The organism is Novosphingobium pentaromativorans US6-1 (genome assembly GCF_000767465.1).
Classification (GTDB): Bacteria; Pseudomonadota; Alphaproteobacteria; order Sphingomonadales; family Sphingomonadaceae; genus Novosphingobium; species Novosphingobium pentaromativorans.
Genome location: NZ_CP009291.1, coordinates 451,521 through 469,207 on the forward strand (window position 1 = coordinate 451,521; position 17,687 = coordinate 469,207).

At 60.4% G+C, this 17,687-nt stretch carries 20 protein-coding genes and 1 tRNA gene; 13 read left to right on the plus strand and 8 right to left on the minus strand.

The features are described 5' to 3' along the window. Nucleotides 1–70: 70 nt before the first annotated feature. Together JI59_RS01950 and trhO are read right to left on the minus strand one after the other, a co-directional pair. On the minus strand, nt 71–724 hold the full coding sequence (locus JI59_RS01950; protein ID WP_038575377.1) for a glutathione S-transferase: 654 nt from the start codon (nt 722–724) through the stop codon (nt 71–73). Beyond that, complete coding sequence (trhO, locus tag JI59_RS01955; RefSeq protein ID WP_038576807.1) at nt 708–1,697, minus strand: oxygen-dependent tRNA uridine(34) hydroxylase TrhO; 990 nt, start codon at nt 1,695–1,697, stop codon at nt 708–710. The genes JI59_RS01950 and trhO overlap by 17 nt, the downstream gene beginning before the upstream one ends. A gap of 458 nt (nt 1,698–2,155) precedes the next feature. Between trhO and JI59_RS25510 the strand changes: the two genes are divergently transcribed. Both JI59_RS25510 and JI59_RS01965 read left to right on the plus strand, forming a co-directional pair. Further along, on the plus strand, nt 2,156–3,262 hold the full coding sequence (locus JI59_RS25510) for a helix-turn-helix transcriptional regulator (protein WP_203226076.1): 1,107 nt from the start codon (nt 2,156–2,158) through the stop codon (nt 3,260–3,262). A 409-nt stretch (nt 3,263–3,671) separates the two neighbouring features. Next, nucleotides 3,672–4,148, plus strand: coding sequence for a hypothetical protein (locus JI59_RS01965; RefSeq protein WP_007014922.1), 477 nt, complete (start codon nt 3,672–3,674; stop codon nt 4,146–4,148). A gap of 68 nt (nt 4,149–4,216) precedes the next feature. Here JI59_RS01965 and JI59_RS27270 read toward each other — a convergent pair whose 3' ends face one another. Then, nucleotides 4,217–4,402 carry a hypothetical protein gene (locus tag JI59_RS27270; protein WP_007014923.1) on the minus strand — a complete coding sequence of 62 codons (186 nt, stop codon included), beginning with the start codon at nt 4,400–4,402 and terminating at the stop codon, nt 4,217–4,219. On the opposite strand from JI59_RS27270, the gene JI59_RS01970 reads away from it, so the two are divergent. The 7 genes from JI59_RS01970 to JI59_RS02000 all read left to right on the plus strand — a co-directional run bounded on the left by JI59_RS01970 (nt 4,389) and on the right by JI59_RS02000 (nt 10,286). Beyond that, the gene (locus tag JI59_RS01970) at nt 4,389–4,628 is read left to right on the plus strand and encodes a hypothetical protein (RefSeq protein ID WP_007014924.1); all 240 of its coding nucleotides are present in this window, start codon (nt 4,389–4,391) and stop codon (nt 4,626–4,628) included. The genes JI59_RS27270 and JI59_RS01970 overlap by 14 nt on opposite strands. Before the next feature lie 63 nt (nt 4,629–4,691). Then, nucleotides 4,692–5,387 (plus strand): hypothetical protein, encoded by a 696-nt coding sequence (locus tag JI59_RS01975; RefSeq protein ID WP_238532624.1) that lies wholly within the window; start codon nt 4,692–4,694, stop codon nt 5,385–5,387. 29 nt (nt 5,388–5,416) lie between these two features. After that, nucleotides 5,417–7,483, plus strand: coding sequence for a M13 family metallopeptidase (locus tag JI59_RS01980; protein WP_007014926.1), 2,067 nt, complete (start codon nt 5,417–5,419; stop codon nt 7,481–7,483). Nucleotides 7,484–7,504: 21 nt separating this feature from the next. Further along, nucleotides 7,505–8,263 carry a CPBP family intramembrane glutamic endopeptidase gene (locus JI59_RS01985; protein ID WP_007014927.1) on the plus strand — a complete coding sequence of 253 codons (759 nt, stop codon included), beginning with the start codon at nt 7,505–7,507 and terminating at the stop codon, nt 8,261–8,263. A 57-nt stretch (nt 8,264–8,320) separates the two neighbouring features. Continuing rightward, entirely contained in the window at nt 8,321–9,304 is a 984-nt protein-coding gene (locus JI59_RS01990; RefSeq protein WP_038576813.1) for a L,D-transpeptidase, read from the plus strand. Between the two features lie 59 nt (nt 9,305–9,363). Further along, nucleotides 9,364–9,759: a hypothetical protein gene (locus JI59_RS01995; RefSeq protein WP_007014929.1), complete on the plus strand. Its 396-nt coding sequence runs from the start codon at nt 9,364–9,366 to the stop codon at nt 9,757–9,759. Further along, nucleotides 9,759–10,286: a hypothetical protein gene (locus tag JI59_RS02000; protein WP_007014930.1), complete on the plus strand. Its 528-nt coding sequence runs from the start codon at nt 9,759–9,761 to the stop codon at nt 10,284–10,286. The genes JI59_RS01995 and JI59_RS02000 overlap by 1 nt, the downstream gene beginning before the upstream one ends. 98 nt (nt 10,287–10,384) lie before the next feature. On the opposite strand, the gene JI59_RS02005 is transcribed toward JI59_RS02000, so the two are convergent. Beyond that, nucleotides 10,385–10,687 carry a hypothetical protein gene (locus JI59_RS02005; protein WP_007014931.1) on the minus strand — a complete coding sequence of 101 codons (303 nt, stop codon included), beginning with the start codon at nt 10,685–10,687 and terminating at the stop codon, nt 10,385–10,387. A 56-nt stretch (nt 10,688–10,743) separates the two neighbouring features. Between JI59_RS02005 and JI59_RS27275 the strand changes: the two genes are divergently transcribed. Beyond that, nucleotides 10,744–11,046, plus strand: coding sequence for a hypothetical protein (locus JI59_RS27275; protein WP_203226095.1), 303 nt, complete (start codon nt 10,744–10,746; stop codon nt 11,044–11,046). A 111-nt stretch (nt 11,047–11,157) separates the two neighbouring features. On the opposite strand, the gene JI59_RS02015 is transcribed toward JI59_RS27275, so the two are convergent. Further along, a protein-coding gene (locus JI59_RS02015; protein WP_085997526.1) for an IS3 family transposase occupies nt 11,158–12,329 on the minus strand; the annotation gives its coding sequence in 2 pieces (ribosomal slippage) (nt 11,158–12,065 and nt 12,065–12,329; 1,173 coding nt in all). 150 nt (nt 12,330–12,479) lie between these two features. Between JI59_RS02015 and JI59_RS02025 the strand changes: the two genes are divergently transcribed. Beyond that, the gene (locus JI59_RS02025; RefSeq protein ID WP_052117820.1) at nt 12,480–13,001 is read left to right on the plus strand and encodes a site-specific integrase; all 522 of its coding nucleotides are present in this window, start codon (nt 12,480–12,482) and stop codon (nt 12,999–13,001) included. Nucleotides 13,002–13,070: 69 nt separating this feature from the next. On the opposite strand, the gene JI59_RS02030 is transcribed toward JI59_RS02025, so the two are convergent. The 3 genes from JI59_RS02030 to JI59_RS02040 form a co-directional block, all read right to left on the minus strand. Beyond that, a tRNA-Pro gene (locus JI59_RS02030) sits at nt 13,071–13,147 on the minus strand. An 86-nt stretch (nt 13,148–13,233) separates the two neighbouring features. Further along, a complete protein-coding gene (locus JI59_RS02035) occupies nt 13,234–14,781 on the minus strand; it encodes a methyl-accepting chemotaxis protein (RefSeq protein ID WP_007014933.1) in 1,548 nt (515 codons plus the stop codon). 6 nt (nt 14,782–14,787) lie between these two features. Further along, nucleotides 14,788–15,042, minus strand: coding sequence for a hypothetical protein (locus JI59_RS02040; protein WP_007014934.1), 255 nt, complete (start codon nt 15,040–15,042; stop codon nt 14,788–14,790). A gap of 257 nt (nt 15,043–15,299) precedes the next feature. On the opposite strand from JI59_RS02040, the gene thyA reads away from it, so the two are divergent. After that, complete coding sequence (gene thyA, locus JI59_RS02045; protein ID WP_007014935.1) at nt 15,300–16,274, plus strand: thymidylate synthase; 975 nt, start codon at nt 15,300–15,302, stop codon at nt 16,272–16,274. Between the two features lie 112 nt (nt 16,275–16,386). Next, entirely contained in the window at nt 16,387–17,685 is a 1,299-nt protein-coding gene (locus JI59_RS02050; protein ID WP_007014936.1) for a 3-methyl-2-oxobutanoate dehydrogenase (2-methylpropanoyl-transferring) subunit alpha, read from the plus strand. The last annotated feature ends 2 nt before the right edge of the window (nt 17,686–17,687 follow it).

The following is a 17,687-nucleotide window of genomic DNA, read 5'->3' on the forward strand; positions in this document are numbered from 1 at the left end:
CCGCACAATGCGGGTAGAGAACAGGCATAGCGCCTGTATGGCCTCTCGGCATTGCCGGGAGGCCACGTCTTTATGGGGCGGTGCGTTGCGGCGCTGCGAAGCGGATGATCGGATCGCCCGGCGACCACGGCTTCACCCGCAGCATGATCGCCTTGAACAGATCGCTTTCGAGGTGGGCTTCCAGCCACGGTTTGAGGTGTCGCAGCGGCAAGGTATCGAACCAGGTCCTGTCGACGGCCGCGAACTGGCGTATGAACGGCATGATCGCCATGTCGGCCAGTCCGCGTTTTGCGCCGCAGAGCTGGCCTTTCCCGGCAAGGCGCGCGTCCAGGTCGAGCAGCACCTCCAGGCCGGCCTCGCGGTGGGCAAGGGCATCGGAGCCATGGCGCTCAGGGTACTTGTAGCGGTCAAGGTCGTGCTTGAATGTACTGTCGTTGCGGGCGATCAGGTCCGGGGCATCGCGCTCCAGCCAGCCCTCGGGATCGTTCTGAGCAAGCGATCGGCGCATGATGTCGATGCTCTCGTCGATGACTTCGCCTTCGGCGGTGACGAGTACGGGCACCGTTCCCTTCGGCGAGGCGGCCAGCATCGCCCCGGGCTTGGCCGACAGCTTCACCTCTCGCAGTTCGCAGGCGGTGCCACTCACCATCAGCGCCAGCCTTGCGCGCATCGCGTAGGGGCACCGGCGGAAACTGTAGAGGATCGGATCAGGCGCCGCGGTCATTGCGCTGTTCGGCCTGTACCTGTTCGAACCGGGCGCCGACATGGGCCTCGCCCCGGGCAGCGGCCAGCGCTTCCTGGCGGTGTCGTTCGCGATAGGATTCGCGCTGCTCTTCTGTGCGCTCGCCATGGCAGGCCGGACAGCTCACTCCCTCTTCGTACATCGGTGAGGTGGCACCTTCCGCACTGACCGGACGGCGGCAGGCGTGGCACAGCGAATAGGAGCCTTCGACCAGCCCATGGCCGATGGTCACCCGCTGGTCGAATACGAAGCACTCGCCGCGCCAGAGGCTTTCCTCTTCGGGCACTGTCTCGAGGTATTTCAGGATGCCGCCCTTGAGGTGGTAGACGTCCTCGATGCCCTCCTGTTTGAGGAACGCCGTCGACTTTTCGCAGCGAATACCGCCGGTGCAGAACATCGCGACCCTGGGCGGCTTGCCGCTGCCCAGCAGGCGTTCGCGTTCCTGCCGGAACCACTCGGGAAAATCGCGGAAGCTGGGCGTTCTGGGATCGATTGCGCCTTCGAATGTGCCGACGGCCACTTCGTAGTCGTTGCGGGTATCGATCACGATGGTCCGGGGATCGGAAATCAGCGCGTTCCAGTCCTGCGCCTCGACATAAGTGCCAACGCTCGCGCGCGGGTCGATGTCCGGCTGGCCCATCGTCACGATTTCGCGCTTGAGGCGCACTTTCATGCGATGGAAGGGCATGACCGACGCGCTAGAGAGCTTCACATCGAGATCCGCGCAGTCAGGAAGGGCGCGAATATGCGCCAGCACTGTGTCGATGCCTTCCGGCGTTCCCGCAATGGTACCGTTGATGCCCTCGGCTGCCAGCAGCAGGGTGCCGCGAATACCCTGCTTCCGGCAGAGCCGGTCGAGCGGCTCGCGCAGGCTGGCGAAGTCCTCGAAGCGAGCGAAGCGATAAAGCGCAGCTACGCGCAGCGGCGCGTCGATGTCACGGCAGTGTGTGTCCATGGCAGGCCCATAGCGCCATGCGGCGGCCGCGTCAGCAGCCCAGCGCGAGATCGCCACCATATGAAGGACCGCCCGGCGACAATTTTGCTTGCGACCGGCCGAGCCTGCGGACGATCCGGAAGCTCCGTTTAAGTGCGTCGACCGGAATAGTGGACATCACGGGCAGGGGGCAGCGCTTCATTTGCGCGCGCCAGTTTCAGTCATCCAAGTGGCCTTTGAGTCACCCTTGAAGCTGCCGATCGTTTGGCAAATGCTCCGCGGCGCCGCGGCACAACAGATCGATAATTCCTGTGACATGATACAAGGAAAGCGCGCTACGGTCGGATTCCAGTTTGAGGTAAGTTCGCTACGCTAACACAAGAAGACGCTTGCCCTCTTTGAGTTGTATGCCGATACCTGCTTTGTCACTTCTCTCAATTCAGTGGTGAGAATTTGTGCACGGCCCGGTCCGCCAACCCTTGAGAAAGACGACGGAGGAGCACTCCGTTTCTTCTTTAGCCGACGCGCCCCCTCGCAAATACGATTACCGCAAAAGCGCACGGGCAGCCATTGCCGACCTCGGCAATGATGCGAGGTTCAGTGTGCCGCTTGGGGTGATCGGTCCGTTTTCACAATGGCTGGGGTGGCCGGACTGGCTGCGTGAGGGCACTTCGATACCGGGTTGCGGCAAACTGCCACAGCGAATTTCGATGGCTGACGACATCACGATTACCGCCAACTTCCTTGAACGTGGGCATGGCCCTGAGCTGATAAGGAAAACTCTGCAGACAAATCGACTGATAACCGGACCGACGGCTTCGATCATCATCAGGAATGCACCCACCCTTGAACAAGCGTTGATTCATCTGACCTCATTGATCGAAGCCACAAACATGAACGTCTCGCTTCAATTCGCTGCGACGGTTCGGCGGGCTGAGGTTAATGTCGTGCAGAAATTGCCCCTCGGTCCGATGCTGGATTTCGTGGCAGCCATCAGGCTCATCCTCGTGATGCGGACCATTGAGTGGTTCTTGCTGGCTGACCTGCAGCCGGTCGGCTTGACCCTTTCTCTTCCGTATGACCAATCGATCGAAGGCCTGTTCAGGGAGAAAGGGGTGAAGGTCGAGATGGGGGCAGACCACAATCGAATAAGCTTCCCTTCGGAATGGCGTGAGACGTCCAATTCGGATTACGACGCTTCCTTGTGGTATACTGCCTTGCTGCGCTTGAAAAAGGCGGACGAAATCAAGGGTAATCGAGAATTGGCAGCCCGCCTTCGCGGACAGGTTGCAACCAGCCTCGCGTCTCAGGGAAAGGTCTTGCGCCTGAAAGAAATTGCGGTGCGTGAAGGAGTAACGGTCCGCACTCTCGCTAGAAGGCTGTCGGCTACCGGAATAAAATTCCAGGAACTTGTAGATCAGGAACGCCGGCAGTTCGTCGATGGCTTGATGGCCGATGCCTCACTTACGCTGGCGGATGTCGCCAGCATGTCCGGTTTTTCGAACTCGTCGAGTTTCGGCCGCGCATTCCAACAGTGGCATGGTCAGTCCCCCGGGGCGTATCGGGACGCGCTCAATCGGCATTGACAGCTGGTATGCAGCAAAGGTCCCACCTCATTGTCCTGATTTGTAGATGGTTTGTCACCAGATGTGCATTGCGCCGGGAGCCGATTCACACCTTAATGATCAACCTGAATTCTATGGCTTTATGCTGAATTGTCTTCTCGACGCATAGACACCGGGAGGTGTTGGATCAGGCTTCGGTCTGCGAGACACCAACACCGCAAATTCCCGCCCAACGTTGGGAGAGCTATCAATACTTGCATGTAGGAACGCACTTTTCCAGAAATGGGGTGCGTGCAAAGCGGAGTATCCGCACTGCGCCATGTTTGGGTGCAGTCGATCGAATATTATCCTGTGAAGAGCAATCGGATAGGGGGCATGCATGCACAAGTGTATCCGTAAAGTCGCTTATTGGACGATATTGCCTGCGGCCGTGATACTTTCTGCTACGGGCACCGTTGCCCAGGATCGCGACCGTGATGACGGATACTACGGCGGGATGGACCTGCACCTGGTCTGTTACGGTGAGGGAGAGAAGCCGAACGTCCAGACTGTTCCGATCTTCCACTGGAGTCGGCGTCATCACGAATTTGATACCGATTACGCGACCGTCATGTCGCGCCGGCAATTCGACAGCATCGTCCAGATCGACATTCACGGCGACGAGGGCCACATCTGGCTGCCCAAGAAGTTGATCCCGCCGATCCATTCGGGCGGACAGGACGGCTGGTGGGAACTGCATGACTTGCAGGTCGGCTACTCGGAAATTCACGCAAAGTATCGCCTCAACGGCCTGAACAAACCGAAGGTCAAGATCAACCGCCAGACCGGGCATATCAGTGTCGACGGGATCGAGGATTTCCGTGGCACTTGTGAAGAGCATAATTCCGGCGAACAACGCCGGTTCTAATTTCTCCTGAAAGTATAGGAGGTCCAGATGCGTAGCGTTGTTCTGTCGGCAGGCCTTGCAATACTTCTCTACGGCTGTGGATCGGGAGCGAAGGCCCCTGCCGCTTCGGAGACGGAGGCAAGTTCGCCGGCCTCCGAACCGGCTTCTGCGCCGACGAGTGAAGCTTCCGCTGCTCCCCAGCCTGTAGCGCCTGTCGAAGCGCCGAGCGCAAGCGAACCCTCACCCGCTTCTGCCGCCTCGTTGAAGCCACGCATCCCGCTGTTCAATGCAATATGCGGTAACGCTATCGAGGTTCACGCCAACGAAGGCGGGCCGGTGTTCATCAATGGTGAGGAAACGAGCCTCAAGAAGTTCAACGACAACTATTTCGAGGCCTCACGAGATGGAACGACGATCTCCATTTCGTTCAATCCGGACGGCTCGTTGAGCCTCAGTTTCTCGGGACCCAACCGGGCCAACGGGATCTGCACGCTCAAGTGAAGAACGCGTGGCTGTCGCGCTCGGGTGCATTGCACGGCCACGCAATTTGGAGGAGTGATGTCGATGATCAAGCATATTCTGGCTGGAGCGGGCCTTGTCGCGGCTCTCTGTGCCGCCCCCGCTCTGGCTCAGGAAGCGCCGCGGATATTTGCCGGCAGTAACGGCGAGATCGAGGCAACTTTCTCCAACAATTGCGTGGTTTATTACGGCGCCGACGGCAGGCGCAAGAGCGCCAACAGCAACTGCTCGCGGAGCCAGAGGAGTCAGGCTGACACTGGCGTAGCGGCCTATCGGCGGGAACAGGGAATGGATGGCTATCCCGGCAGCGAAGCGCCTCCGGGAGGCTTTGGAAGCCAAGGCAGTCACGCCGGTCACCACTACGGGCCGCCCGAGGTCGTGATGGATCGCCATGGGCGAAGCCATGTCAATGTCGGTGCTGCATGCATCGTCTACTACGATCGCGATGGCGAACGTAATGGGACGAATGACCATTGCTCTCATTCGGACCGGAGCAAGGCCGATGACGCGATGGAATCCTATCGCAAGGAACAGGGACTGACGCAAAAGCATCACTCGGGCTACACATATGGCGTTCCGGTCCTGCGCCTGCGAAACGGCAATTATCAGGCGACCGTTTCGGGAACCTGCACGGTATATTTCAACGACAAAGGCGGTCTCATGAGCGCACTGCCGGGCTGCACGACAGGCGAAAAGGCAAACGCCGCAGTCGCCGTGCTTCAATATCGCAGGAATAACTGATCGGGCTCGGGACAATCGGAGGAAGCGTAATGGGCAAGGGCAAGCTGCTGGCTGGCGCAACCGGAGGTCTCCTGCTGCTGGCGAGCGGTTCTGCTCTTGCTGATGATGACGGGACGGACCCCACTCCGGATACTCTGGCCTTCTCGATCGAGAACATGGATCGGTCGGTCAATCCCGCCGATGACTTCCTGCGCTATGCGTCGGGCGGCTGGTTCGACCGGGTCAAACGGCCAGCCGATCAGCCGACCTTTGGTTTCATGCAGTTCATAGCCAACCGGATCAGCCGGCAAATGGCCAGCGTATTGACCGATGCCGCCGCGACGTCCTTCTCGGCGGCAAAGGGAAGCCCGGCGCAGCAGGTCGGAGCCTTGTACAGTTCCTATGTCGATGTCGATCGGATCGATGCCACTGGCCTTGCCCCGATTGCCGGGGAACTCGCGCGGCTGGACGCCGTCGAGAGCAAGAAGGAGCTGGCGGCCTACCTCGGCACGTTCTCGGCGCACACCGGGCACTGGCCATTGGTCAGTCTCGATATTTTCCCGGAGCTGACCGATGTTTCGCGCAACGCAGTTTATATGGAGATTGGCGAGCGGGCGCTTTCTGTTGATGCCATCTACGAAAGTCCCGAAGACTCTCCGCTTCGCACGATTTACCGGGAATACGTATCGGCGATGCTGGAAGTCGCCGATGTGCCTGCGGAGCGTGCGAAGGCGATTGCCGCGACATCGCTCGCAATCGATTCCATGCTGCACGCAGGCGAACTCGATCCGGTCAAAAAGGTCGACAAGCGCAACGTCAACAACCCGCGGACAATGACTCAATTGCGCGCCGAGTCAGCCGGTTTCGAAATCGATGCGTATCTTCAGGCTCTGGGCCTGCAGGAACCGGACCGGGTCATACTGGTCGATCCCGATGCGGCCCGCACACTCGGCAAGGTGATGGCTGCCTTCACCGTCGACGAGTTGAAGGATTATCTCAAGCTGCGCCTGCTCCAGGCATTCGGATCGGTTCTGAGCACGAAGTTCGAGGAACCGAAGAAGCAGGTGAACATCGCCTTGCTCGGTGCCTATTCCGAAAAACCGCGCGAAGAGACGGTCGTCGAATTCATGGAGAAGTCGCTGGGTCAGCCTCTGGGGCACCTTTACGTCGACAACTTCTTTTCAAAACCGAAGGAAAATGCGGGCCTGGACATGATCCGGCGCATCCAGGCTGCCTTTCGAAAGCGGATCGAAGCAAACGACTGGATGGCCGAAGCAACGCGGTCGGCGGCGCTCGAGAAGGTCGACGCGCTCTACTACCGCGTCGGTTATCCCGACCGTTGGATCGACTATGGCAAGGTCGAAGTCGGCGACGATCCAGTGCAGAACCTGATCAACCTTCATGAATTCGAAATGGCCCGGATGGCGGCGAAGCAGAACGCCCCGGTCGAGTTCTGGGCCTTTTCCGAACCGCTGCATACGACACCGACGGTAGTAAACGCGGCCTACGATCCCACCATCAACGGGTTCCAGGTTACGGCCGCCATCGCGCAGCCGCCTACTTTTTCGGTAAATCGTGATGCGCCGCTCTATTTCTGCCGCCTCGGCGCGATAATCGGCCATGAAATGACCCACGGCTTCGACACCGGTGGACGGAATTTCGATGCGAAGGGAAACCTTCGCAACTGGTGGACGGCCAAGGACGGCGCCCGCTTCGAAGCGGAGGCACAGAAGCTGATCGACCAGGCAAGTGCCTTCGAGGCGCTTCCCGGAACCTTCATGAACGGCGGCCTCACCGTGACCGAGAACCTTGCCGACATCGGCGGCATCGCACTCGCCCACGATGCCTTGATGAACTACCTTGCAGAGCATCCCGACGAGAACGTCGAGATCGATGGCCTCAGTCCGAGCCAGCGCTGTCTCATCGCCTATTCCCAGCTCTGGGCAGAGCAGCGATCGGACGGTTCGATGCGGGTGCAGCTGGAAGACAACCACGCGCCGGGCATCTATCGCGCCGTTGCTCCGCTGCAGCATCTGGATGCGTTTTACGAGGCATTCGACATCCACGAAGGTGACCCGATGTGGCTTGCCCCTCAGAAGCGGGTCGACATCTGGTAGGTCGGTTCGAAAGGCGGAAGAATGGCTGACACGGAACTGAACGCAGCTGACGGATCTGAAAGAGACTATCCGTTCTACAACGGATGGCCGATCGAGATTTCCGCCCTGAAGTGGCTGGTGCCGCTGGCAGCGGTCGGTTTGGCCGTTGCCGTTCTGCTGAGGCATTTGCCGATGTTCTCGCAGGGCTACCTGCAGCTTGCCCCGGGCATGCTGCTGACCCTTCTTCCGCTCCTTGGAATGGCCCTGGTCGCGGGCAGGCACTGGACCGCTTTGTTTCGACGGGTTCGCCTGAAAGACATCGGCTGGATGTTCGCCTTCGCGTTGCTCAACTACGTGATAGCGGTTCCTTTGGGCTTTATCGTGCTGAACTTCGTCGATACCGAAACAAACGCTGCTATCGAGGGGTTGAAGACCTTCGGACAGGCAGACAGGGTTCTGTTCTTCGTGAACTCCATACCTCAGCTCATCGGGGAAGAGCTGATCTCGATCGTGCCCTTCCTTGCGCTGCTCTACTATCTGACGCGGAAGTTTGGGCTATCGAGACGGACCGCAGTGATTATCGCCTGGTTGGCTACTGCCGTGTGGTTTGCTGCCATCCATCTGCCGACCTACAACTGGAATATCCTCCAGTGCCTGATCCTCATCGGCGGAGCCCGGCTTGTCCTGACGCTGGCGTACCTCAAGACCAAGAACCTGTGGGTCTCGGCCGGGGCGCACATAATCAATGACTGGATGACGTTCACGTTGACATTGGTCGGCGCGAGCATGGGGGCCGGTTGAATGTCGAAATGGTCTTGCATGATCGCGCCAAAGATTCTCGTGCCGGTACCCACTGCAATGGCGCTGGCCATTTCGCTCTTGTCGATCACGTTTGTGTCGAAGGCAAACGCGCAAGGGGCCGTTGCCAGCTCTCCGCCGGAATTCGCGCGTGACATCGACAGGCTCAAGCCGGGGGAATGGGTTTGGGCACCCGAAGTTGCCCCCAGCGGTCCTGTCCTGATTTACGTCGATCTCTCGCGCCAGATCGCCATGGTCTATCGCAACGGCATTCGCATCGCGGCAACCACGGTCTCCACCGGAAGACCCGGCCACCCGACGCCGACCGGCGTTTTCACCATCCTGCAAAAAGACGCAAGGCACCGGTCCAGCACTTATAACAACGCGCCCATGCCCTACCAGCAGCGGCTGACATGGGACGGCGTGGCGCTGCATGCGGGCGGCCTGCCGGGTTATCCCGAAAGCCATGGCTGCGTGCATCTGCCGATCGGATTTGCACGCGAGCTGTTTGCAATCACCGATCTGGGGGGAACGGTCGTCGTCGAAGGCGATGCCGCGGATCACGTAGTCACGAGCGAGAACAGCCTGCTCGCCCCGTTCAACGAGCGCGGGGAGGCGATTGAGAAGCTGACCTTGCGGAGCGGCGAACGCTTTCGCTGGAATCCCGAACTTGTTGCCAGCGGTCCGCTTTCGATCATCGTCTCCAAGCTGGATCAGCGCATCGTGGTATTGCGCAGCGGCGTGGAGATCGGGCGCAGTGTCGCCACCATCGATGATCCCGACCCCGGTTCGCATGTCGCCACCAGGATCATCCAGAATGGACAGGCGAAATGGACCTTTGTCGGCATGACAGGGCACGAGGATGAAGATGGCAAGGCCCTTGACGAAGCGCAACTGAACAGGGTCCGCATGCCGCGTGAATTCCGTGAGCTGCTGATGGCGGCAGTCGAACCGGGCACGACAATGCTGATTACCAATTCACGCGTAGGCAGCGGAGCAAGACCGCATCTCACGCTGGTGGATGCGATCGAACATCATGAATGATCGGTGGGGGTGCTTCCGACAAAATATCCGTGAAGGCTGATCGAAGGAGGAGAAACACCATGATCTGCAAGAGTTCCGGAAGAAAGCTCATCTCGGCGAGCGCCGCGATGGCACTGATGCTTGCGCCAACAGGTGCTGCAATGGCGAGGGACCGCGACCACGATCATGAACGCCACCGGCATCATGACGACGGCCACAGCGCGGCAGGTGTTATCGCCGGCGTCGCTATTGCGGGTGTGCTGGCTGCCGCCATCGCCAGCAAGAAGAAAAAGGAACGCGAGCGCGAGCGATATTACCGCAATAACAGCTATTATTATCACCACGATCGCGAAGCTTTCGCACCCGAGGGTTCGAGAGACACATGGTGCTATCAGCAAACACGTTCGTGCTACACCCACGGCCACTATTCCAGCCGTTGGACGAGCTACGAATTCGGGCATGATCGGAGGTTCTGATGAAAAAGGTGTTCAAGAACTGTGCCATGCTCGCGCTGCCGTTGGCTGCATTGCTTGCTGCCGGCTGTAGCCAAGGAAAGGCCGAAGCAGCGACTGAAAGCAGCACTGAAACGGCAGAGGACGCCAATACCGTTCCTGCGGCCGTTCACATGCAGATGAGTGTCGACGATGCGCTGAATGAGGCGATGAAGGATTCGCTCAATACCGGCCAGATCACCATGCTCAAGAACATGGCCCACCAGGTCACCGTGGGTGAGCGCTGCGAGGGTTTCGAGGTTGATCAGGATCGTTTTGCCAAGGAAATGAACCTGATCCACTATGATGAAGACGGAAAGCAGATGGATCTGACCGAAGCGGAGCTGAACACGCTTGAGAAAAAGGCTCTGCTCGGGTTTGGCATGGCAATGGGATCGCAGATGGCGATCGCCGCGTTCGACGTGAAAAGCTATTGCAATGCTGCCGAAGAAGAACGCGCCAGCCTGGCCAAGGACGACGATTCCTCTACTATCTGGAAGACGCCAGCCTGATCAATCGCTTTGATACCTCACTGGATCGGCCGGTTTCATGCCGTCCGGTCCAGTGGCTTTTCATGCAGGCAACCTGGCCGCGCTACCCTATGGCATATTCATCCGAACACCGCCATTCTCTCGGAGAAAACTCGATAGGAAGCCAGCACGGCAAGTACCGCTCCGGCTGGCAGGGAAAAACAGAGGAGCCAAGGTCCAAACAGCGGCCCGGGCCTGGTCTGCCGAAGATGCGCGCCAGTCCCGATGGCGGCGAAAACCACGCCCATGGTCAGATTGCGGATCGCTCCGCCGGGATAGAGCAAGCCGCTGACGGATACGATCGCTGCCAACCCTGTCCAGAGCGCAAACGATGCGAGGCTCATCCTTCGAATTACCGACTGCCTGTCCATGAATTCGTCCATTACGCTCGGGGCGCGCGATGCAGCCAGGTTTCGCCGTTTGCTAATTGCCAATGGGCTTGGCCACCTATTCTGCAAGCGCTTCCAGTTACACCGCATTTTGCCTCAATGGTATGTACGACAAGCGCTGCGACGATGTTACGTGTACCTTGCATGAGTGCAATGAGCCGCCCAACATTCACATTGCGCTGCGGAAACAGTTGATTGCGTTTCTTCATGAATTTCGAAGCACGCGCATGCTGCTGGGGATTGGCGATGAAAAAGCTGATGTGGTTTCTGCTGGCTCGATGGCTTGTCTTTGCAGGGCTGGCGATGGCGCTCTTTGCGGCGACTGCGAGCGATGCCGCGTCTCGCCAGCTTGAGGCGCCAAACGTCACTGCCCGGACGCCGGAAGCCACGGCAGGCGAGCAATCTGAGGTGGTCCCGCCTTCCTGTACAGGTTTGCGGCTAAGTTAAGCTCATCCGGTTGTTGTTTACGCCGCCATTCTGGTGATCAGATCATGGGGGGCATGCCCCCCATGATCTGAAGCGTCGATTTGCCCATATGCCTCTGCCGGGGTTTTGCCTGCAAGGCGTGAGTGAGGCCGGTGATGGTTGTAATAGGCGAACCAGCGGGACAGGCCTGCGCGCAGTTCGGAACCCGTCTCGAAGGCGTGCAGATAGACGCACTCGTACTTCACCGAGCGCCACAGGCGCTCGATGAAGACGTTGTCCATCCAGCGCCCCTTGCCATCCATGCTGATTTTCACTTCGGCCGCCCGCAGCACGCCGGTGAAGGCCTGCGAAGTGAACTGGCTGCCCTGATCGGTGTTGAAGATGTCCGGCTTGCCAAAGCGGGCCATGGCATCCTCCAGAGCCTCGACGCAAAAAGCCGCGTCCATGGTATTGGACAATCGCCAGGCCAGCACCTTGCGGGTGGCCCAATCCATGATCGCAACGAGATAGAGGAAGCCTCGGCGCATCGGTAGATATGTCACGTCCGCACACCACACCTGATTGGGCCGCTCGATCTTCATGTCCCGCAGCAGATAGGGATAAATCCGATGCTCCGGGTGCGGATCGCTCGTGCGCGGGCGCTGGTAGATCGCCGCCAGCCCCATCTGCGCCATCAGCCGTCGTACCCGGCGGCGGCCCACCGCATGACCAAGCCGCTGCAGGTGCCGCACCATCTGCCGGCTGCCGTACCACGGACAGTCCATGAACGTCTCGTCGATTACCCGCATCAGCGCCAGCGTCTCCTCGCTCTGAGGCGCAGGCGTATAATAATAGGAAGACCGGCTGATCGACAGCAGGCGGCACTGCGCCGCGATCGACAGGCGCTGGTGAGCAGGCTCGATCAGCAATCGCCTCTGGCCCGCGCTCATCGACCGGAGGCTTTCGCCAAAAAATCCCGCTCCACCAGCAATTGCCCGATCTTGGCATGCAGCTTCTCGATTTCCGCTTCGGTCTCCGTCTTCGACGCCTGCTCACCGCCGTCGAACAGGCTGGCCATCCCGTCCACCGCCTGACGCTTCCATCCCCCGATCATCGTATGGTGGACGCCGTGCTTCGCAGCCAGTTCCGCCAGCGTCAGTTCACCACGGATCGCCTCCATCGCAACTTTCGCCTTGAATTCCGCGCTGTAGCGCTTTCTCGTCTTCTTCATTCCCGTCCATTCCTTAGGTCGGGATGAGCTTAACACCCTGTCCAGATTTCCAGCACCACGTCACTTGGCTGGGCGGTTAGAAACGGACCGAGGCTGCCCGGTCGTATTCCCATCTGGCTTCCAAAGTTAGTTGAAACGAAGCGCAGGCATTTGTCCCATGCGGAGTTCGAACGGTTCTACGCTAGCGTGTCAGCCGAGCACGCCAAGCTGTACGTGATGCTAGGCCTCTACTCGATGGCGCGCCCGACGGCGATCTTGCAGCTTGAGTGGGATCGGGTTGATTTCCATCGCAAGCAGATCGACTTCACTCCGCCTGGACATATTCGCACGACTAAGCGGCGCACGGTGGTCTCAATCTCCGATGACCTGCTGCCATTGTTAGAGGCCGCCTATTCCCAACGGACGAGCGCGTATGTGATCGAACGTGCCGGAGAGCCCATCAAGTGCATCAAAAAAGCCTTCCAGGCAGCGTCCGAAAGGAGCGGTGTCCATGCTACCCCATATACGCTGCGTCACACTGGAGCAGTCTGGGCGGCTGAGGCTGGCGTGTCGATGGCCGAACTTGCCCAGTTTATGGGCCATGACGACGATCGGACGACCCAAAAACACTATGCCAGGTTTAGTCCTGAGCACCTTCGTGGGGTCGCAAACGCGATCCGTCGCCGGCCCTGAAGGTTCAATCTGAACCTTCAACCCCTGTTCATAGGATGGATAAAAATGCTTAGATTTTATAGAGTTAGTTGGTCGGGGAGAGAGGATTCGAACCTCCGGCCCCTGCCTCCCGAAGACAGTGCTCTACCAGGCTGAGCTACTCCCCGACCGATCGTGCCACTTTGAAAGCGGCCCGAGGCAGGAGCGCGCCTATAGAGAGCGATTCCGGGGCTGGCAAGGGGCCAAAGTCACTTTATGCGGCTTGAGCGAGTTTTGCACAGGGGGCGTCCTGCTTGCCGGCAAGATTTTGGCCCGAAACGCGGAAATGGGCGACGGTGCGGGTCATGCCTTCAGCTTCGCTTGAGAGGTGGCGAGCCGCCGCGGTTCCTTCCTCGACCATCGCTGCGTTTTCCTGCGTCGCGGAATCGAGCCGGGCGATACGTTCGTTGATGCGCGCGATCTCTGCCGCCTGTTCCTGCGACACGCTGGCGATGCGGGCAATCGCTTCGTCGATCTCGGCAATGCCCGAGACGATCGTCATCAGCGATTCGCCCGACTGGCCGACGAGCTTCACGCCTTCGGAGACCTGAACCGAGGAGGTGCCGATCAGGTCCTTGATCTGGTTGGCCGCTTCGGCAGAGCGCTGCGCCAGCGCGCGTACTTCGTTGGCGACCACTGCAAAGCCCTTGCCCGCTTCGCCCGCGCGCGCGGCTTCGACGCCGGCATTCAGGGCGAGCAGGTTGGTCTGGAAGGAGATGCCGTCGATCAGCGTGATGATCTGGTGGATCTCGTCGGCCGAGCGTTCGATCTCGCCCATCGCGCCCACCGCGCTTGCGACTACGGAATTGCCCGATAGCGCATCGCTGCGCGCTCTGGCGACGTTGGCCTGCAGGTCCTGCGCGCTCTTGGCATTGGCCTGCACGGTGGTGCTGAGCTGGCGCAGGGTATTGGCGATGTCTTCCAGCGTCGCTGCCTGCTGCTCGGTGCGCAGCGCAAGATCGTCGCTGGCGCTGCGAATTTCGCGCGAGCCCGATTCGATCTGCCCGGCCGAGCGGGTGACGTCGCGCACGATGTCGTCGAGATCGCTGGCCGCTGAATTGAAGTATCCGCGCAGTTCCTCGTAGCCTTCGGGGAAGGATTCGGAGAGCCGCAGCGAGAGATCGCCCGAGGCAAGGCCGCGCAGACCACGGCCGATCTGTTCGATCACTTGTTTTTGGTCCTCGGCTGCCCGGGTGCGTTCGATCTGGGCGGCTTTCTCCGCATCGGCCCTTGCTTCATGCGCTGCCGCCTGGTCGATCACCAGCCTCTCGAACCCGGCCGAGAGCACGACGAGAACGCCGGTTTCCAGCACGACGATGACGGCATGGAGCAGCACGCGGGCAAAGTCGGCGCCGTCAGGGAAGACGAGCGAGGGAGCCGCGAAATTGGTAGTGAGGTGATGAACCGCGGTCACGCCGGCAGCGAGCAGAACGGGGCGCCAGTCTGCGAGCAGGGTGAGCATGGCAATGGCGGCAAAAAAGGTCATGTGGATGTCGAGCATCCAGTTCTGTCCGCTCCATTGCCACAGCATGATGGCCGGGTAGAGCGGCACGGCAAGGCCAAGGGCCAGCCGGGCCTGCAGGCCGTTGTTGCCAGCCATGACCTGCAGCGTCGGCACGATCGTGATCGCGGCTGCCAGCAGGGCAGGGGCCGGGCCGGAGCCGGAAGCCCAGGCGCAGCCGGCAATGATGGCTACGCTCAGCCAGGAAATGGCGAGGAGAATCTTGGCGCCCTTGCGGCGCATTTCATCGAGTTCGTTCATGACCAGTTATGTCTTCTTTGAAGGATCGGGCGAACCGCACAGGAATTCCGGAACCGAGATCAGCAGCGCGCCTTGCCGCAGGGCTTCCATGGCAAGATGACCTTGCGGAATGCGCAGGATGAAAGCGCCCTCGTAAGGCCCCGGAGCGACCACTTCGGCACCGCGCTGGCGTGACCAGGCGACTGTATGGGCCGCTCCGCTTCCATCCAGGGGCAGGTAGATGGCTGCGCCCCCTTCTGCGGGAGACAGCGCGACGAGCATCACGAGGCCTGCGATGAGCCCTTGCAGCGCAAGAGGAGCGGGCAGGAATCGGGAAAGGACAGATCTGGGCGATGGGACCATGCAATCGATGATGCACCATGGGGTCCTGCATTGGCGCAAAGCCGATCCTAAGGGCGAACCCGGATCGTCACATCCTTCGAAGGTAATGCATCGGGACCATTCATCATGGTGCGTCGGCGGGGAAATTGAGCGCGCCGCCTCTTTTCGCTCGGGGCCGGCGGGTCTAGGCTTTGCCCATGAACGCGCCCTCGACACTGCTTCGATCCGAATCGCCAGCCAGCGGCCGCGTGCCGCATTGGGAGTGGCAATATCTCGATCTCATGCGCCATATCTGGGAGCATGGCGACGAGCGGGTGGACCGCACCGGGGTTGGAACGCGGTCAGTCTTCGGCGCAACGATCCGCTTCGACCTTGCAGACGGGGCCATGCCGCTGCTCAGCACCAAGCGGGTCTACTGGAAGACGGCGACGCGTGAGCTGCTCTGGTTCCTGACCGGCGACACCAACATCCGTTCGCTTTGCGCGCAAGGCGTGCAGATCTGGACCGACTGGCCGCTCGATCGCTATCGCCGCGAAACCGGCGACCAGATCTCGCGCGCGGACTTTTCCGACCGGATCGTTGCCGATGCCGCATTTGCCGAGAAGTGGGGCGACCTCGGACCGGTTTACGGCAAGCAGTGGGTCGATTGGCCGGTCTTTGAGGATGCCGGAAACGGACTTTTCCGCCGGCGCGAGCAGGGCATCAATCAGGTTGCGCAGGTGATCGCATCCTTGCAGGAGAACCCCGGCAGCCGTCGCCACATCATCGAGGGGTGGAACGTCGCCGAGCTGGACGCGATGGCTCTCCCACCCTGCCACAAGACCTATCAGTTCCATGTTGCGGGTGGCCGTCTTTCGTGCCTGCTTTACCAGCGCAGCTGCGATTTGGGCCTGGGATTCGCGTTCAACATGTGGTCGCTTGCCCTGTTGACCCGCATGTTCGCGCAGCAATGCAACCTGGAGCCGGGTGAAGTCGTTTGGACAGGGGGTGATGTCCATCTCTACCTCAACCATGGCGCGCTGGTGGAAGAGCAGATTTCCCGCAAGCCCGAGGGGCAGGCGACGCTCGAGATCCTGCGGCGTCCGCAAAGCGTCTTCGACTATCGTATCGAAGACTTCGAAGTGCGTGGATATGCGCCCCAGTCGCACATCTCCGCACCGGTTGCGGTCTGATTGACATTGCGGGGGTTTGTAATATTATGACTCAACCGTAGAATTTTGATACGCTCCGATTCTCCCGGTGCGTGGAGTTCTCACGGGCCGAAACTGGCGGGAGAGAACGAAAATGGGCGAAAGTCCGGTCAGGTCTGGAAAGCCGCGCGGCAACTTGCCGCCACTTGAACTCTATGTGCCCGAGCCGAAGTACAGGCCGGGTGACAAGGTCGATTACTCGGAGCTGGATATTCCCGAGCCGGGCGAGCTGGCGCGGCCCGACGAGGCCTGCGCGGCAAGCGAAACCTGGCCGCTTACGACCGACATGATCCGCGTCCTGGGTGACGACGACAAGGCGGTCGGTCCCTGGAACCCCAATCTCGACCCGGAATCGCTGCGCCGCATGCTGCGCAACATGGCGCTTACCCGCGCCTTCGACGATCGGATGTATCGCGGCCAGCGGCAGGGCAAGACCAGCTTCTACATGAAGTGCACCGGCGAAGAGGCGATTTCGGTCGCCTGCGCATTGGCGCTGGCCGGCGACGACATGGTCTTCCCCAGTTATCGCCAGCAAGGCATCCTGATCTCGCGCGGGTATCCGCTGGTCGACATGATCAACCAGATCTACTCGAACCGCGCGGACCGATTGAAGGGCCGCCAGTTGCCGATCATGTACTCGGCGCGCGATTATGGCTTCTTCACCATCTCGGGCAATCTTGCCACGCAGTTCCCGCAGGCCGTGGGCTGGGCCATGGCAAGCGCGATCAAGGGCGACACGCGCATCGCCACCAGCTTCATCGGCGAAGGCTCCAGCGCAGAGGGCGATTTCCACGCGGCGATGACCTTTGCCGCCGTTTACAATGCGCCGGTCGTGCTCAACGTCGTCAACAACCAGTGGGCGATCTCGAGCTTTTCCGGCTTTGCAGGGGCCGAGCGCACGACCTTTGCCGCTCGCGCCGCGGGCTATGGCATTGCCGGGCTGCGCGTGGACGGAAACGATGCGCTGGCGGTCTATGCGGCGATGGAGTGGGCGGCCAACCGCGCCCGCGGCAACCTCGGTCCCACGCTCATCGAGCATTTTACCTACCGCGCCGAGGGCCATTCGACCTCGGACGATCCCAGCGCCTACCGTTCGGCGCACGAGCGCGAGGAATGGCCGCTGGGCGATCCGATCATGCGGCTCAGGAACCATCTGATCGCGATCGGCGAGTGGTCGGAAGACCGGCACGCCGACATGGACCGCGAACTGGCGGAAGAGGTGAAGGCGGCGACCAAGGAGGCCGAAAAGAACGGCATCCTCGGCCATGGCCTGCACCATCCGTTCCACACCATGTTCGAAGACGTCTTCGAGGAACTTCCCTGGCATCTGGACGAACAGGCCGAGCAGGCCATTCGCGAACGCCAGATGAAGTGGCCCGAGTGGAAGGAGTAAGG

Bases quoted from the DNA above. Each gene is read 5' to 3' on its own strand.
- JI59_RS01950 (WP_038575377.1), bottom strand. From the start codon at position 724: ATGACCGCGGCGCCTGATCCGATCCTCTACAGTTTCCGCCGGTGCCCC.
- trhO (WP_038576807.1), bottom strand. From the start codon at position 1,697: ATGGACACACACTGCCGTGACATCGACGCGCCGCTGCGCGTAGCTGCG.
- JI59_RS27270 (WP_007014923.1), bottom strand. From the start codon at position 4,402: ATGCGTGGCTTCAACGAGGCGGCAGAAGCGGGTGAGGGTTCGCTTGCG.
- JI59_RS01975 (WP_238532624.1), top strand. From the start codon at position 4,692: ATGATCAAGCATATTCTGGCTGGAGCGGGCCTTGTCGCGGCTCTCTGT.
- JI59_RS01980 (WP_007014926.1), top strand. From the start codon at position 5,417: ATGGGCAAGGGCAAGCTGCTGGCTGGCGCAACCGGAGGTCTCCTGCTG.
- JI59_RS01985 (WP_007014927.1), top strand. From the start codon at position 7,505: ATGGCTGACACGGAACTGAACGCAGCTGACGGATCTGAAAGAGACTAT.
- JI59_RS01990 (WP_038576813.1), top strand. From the start codon at position 8,321: ATGGCGCTGGCCATTTCGCTCTTGTCGATCACGTTTGTGTCGAAGGCA.
- JI59_RS01995 (WP_007014929.1), top strand. From the start codon at position 9,364: ATGATCTGCAAGAGTTCCGGAAGAAAGCTCATCTCGGCGAGCGCCGCG.
- JI59_RS02000 (WP_007014930.1), top strand. From the start codon at position 9,759: ATGAAAAAGGTGTTCAAGAACTGTGCCATGCTCGCGCTGCCGTTGGCT.
- JI59_RS02005 (WP_007014931.1), bottom strand. From the start codon at position 10,687: ATGGACGAATTCATGGACAGGCAGTCGGTAATTCGAAGGATGAGCCTC.
- JI59_RS02035 (WP_007014933.1), bottom strand. From the start codon at position 14,781: ATGAACGAACTCGATGAAATGCGCCGCAAGGGCGCCAAGATTCTCCTC.
- JI59_RS02040 (WP_007014934.1), bottom strand. From the start codon at position 15,042: ATGCTCGTCGCGCTGTCTCCCGCAGAAGGGGGCGCAGCCATCTACCTG.
- thyA (WP_007014935.1), top strand. From the start codon at position 15,300: ATGAACGCGCCCTCGACACTGCTTCGATCCGAATCGCCAGCCAGCGGC.
- JI59_RS02050 (WP_007014936.1), top strand. From the start codon at position 16,387: ATGGGCGAAAGTCCGGTCAGGTCTGGAAAGCCGCGCGGCAACTTGCCG.